Genomic DNA, 1,569 nt, shown 5'->3' with positions numbered 1-1,569 from the left:
CTACCAACTCGACCACCTCGGCACACCCCAGGAACTCACCACCCCCGAGGGCGATATCGCCTGGTCCGCCCACTACCGCGCCTACGGCGAAATCGCCCGCCTCGACGTAGGCAAACTCGACAACCCATTGCGTTTCCAGGGCCAATACTTCGACGAAGAAAGCGGCCTGCACTACAACCGTCATCGCTACTACAATCCGGATATTGGTCGCTACCTGACGCCGGACCCGGTGAAGTTGGCGGGTGGGATCAATGGGTATCGGTATGTGCCTAACCCTACGGGGTGGGTGGATCCGCTGGGGTTGAACTCTTGCCCAGGTGGAGCGGAATGTAAGCTCAACAGATTAGAGAGCCCCATTGGAAAGGCCAGAGTTGGCGAACAACAACCAACACTTCCTCAACCCACAAGAGAAGAGCGTCAAGCGCGCATTGGTGCTCTAAGCGAGGCAAATGCAAAACGCAGAGTTTTGGAAATCGAAAATGAATATGACATGCACACGGTTGCTAAGCATGGTCCTCAGATTACTGACAACGCGCTAAAGCAAAGAGCGATTGATGGAACAGATCCAGCCACCGGCACGCCTAGCACGCATGGCAAAGGAAACTTAAGCTCGCAGTTTCATAGTTGGAAAATGCAACTCAGTGCACTTAACAAAGTACTTACGCGAGATTCTTTGGGGCTAGCCCCATTCAACGGAATGGATCAGAATCGTAACCCGACACTGAGATTGGAGATGCCTGGAGCTGGGCGAGGATATCGACCTAACAGGACAAACACGCAAAATCCGCACCTTAACGAAAACTTAAATTGGTTCGAGGTAAAATTTGACAGGAATGATAATAACCGACCATTCACAGCTTTCCCCGGCGAGAAGAAATAATGTTGAAAAATCCATTCACGAATGCACCTTTCGATGCGGACCTAAAGTGGCTTATTGGAGTATTTGATGTTTATGATCAAGAGCAAAGTCGCGGCAGAGAAATGGAAAAATACAATCCGAACGAGAAAAGCGACAGAGAACAGCTTATAAAAAATTACGCTCTAAATTTAGGCTATTTATCCTATAGACATAAGTACCTCCTGATCAGAAACCTAGAAAATTGTCTAGATGACCAAAGCTACGACTTTCAAAATCTTTTTGAAATAGATGAATATGAGGCAGCTTCTTGGCCGAGAGCGGAATGGTACAACTTAGATAGCCCCAGAGATTTTCTACGTGACGTTTACGTTCTCGCTCAAGCCGTTTGGAAAGACGACCTCCAAAAAGCCAGCCGAGAAGACCCATCAACATGGTAAGAACACCCGCCACCTCACTGATTACCCTGCCCCTGCGGTGGGCGAGCTTGCTCGCGCTGGGCCGCGCAGCGGCCCCGGTCCAGAAGGTGGGTATTTCAGGTGTGTCGGTGCTGTCTGTGTTTGGGGCTGCTACGCAGCCCAACGCAGGGCAAGCCCGCTCATACATGGACGCCCCCAGTATGCCAAGCACTCAATTCGTGAAAACACAGACGGGATAAGGTTGCAGCCATACATCCGGACTTTAAGTGAGGCGGTGCCTCTGTCCCTGATGGA

Annotated in this window: 2 protein-coding genes; both read left to right on the top strand. The window is 50.6% G+C overall.

The features are described from left to right. Positions 1-880: RHS repeat domain-containing protein (locus tag FIV35_RS29415; protein ID WP_146375128.1), on the top strand; the 880-nt coding region annotated here is incomplete at its 5' end. Then, positions 880-1,296, top strand: coding sequence for a hypothetical protein (locus FIV35_RS29410; protein WP_034137741.1), 417 nt, complete (start codon positions 880-882; stop codon positions 1,294-1,296). The genes FIV35_RS29415 and FIV35_RS29410, both read left to right, overlap by 1 nt. Positions 1,297-1,569: the final 273 nt, after the last annotated feature.

The organism is Pseudomonas rhodesiae (genome assembly GCF_007858255.1).
GTDB classification, from domain to species: Bacteria; Pseudomonadota; Gammaproteobacteria; order Pseudomonadales; family Pseudomonadaceae; genus Aquipseudomonas; species Aquipseudomonas rhodesiae.
Note: the sequence above shows the minus strand (reverse complement) of the source record. Positions and strands in the feature narration are given on the sequence as shown.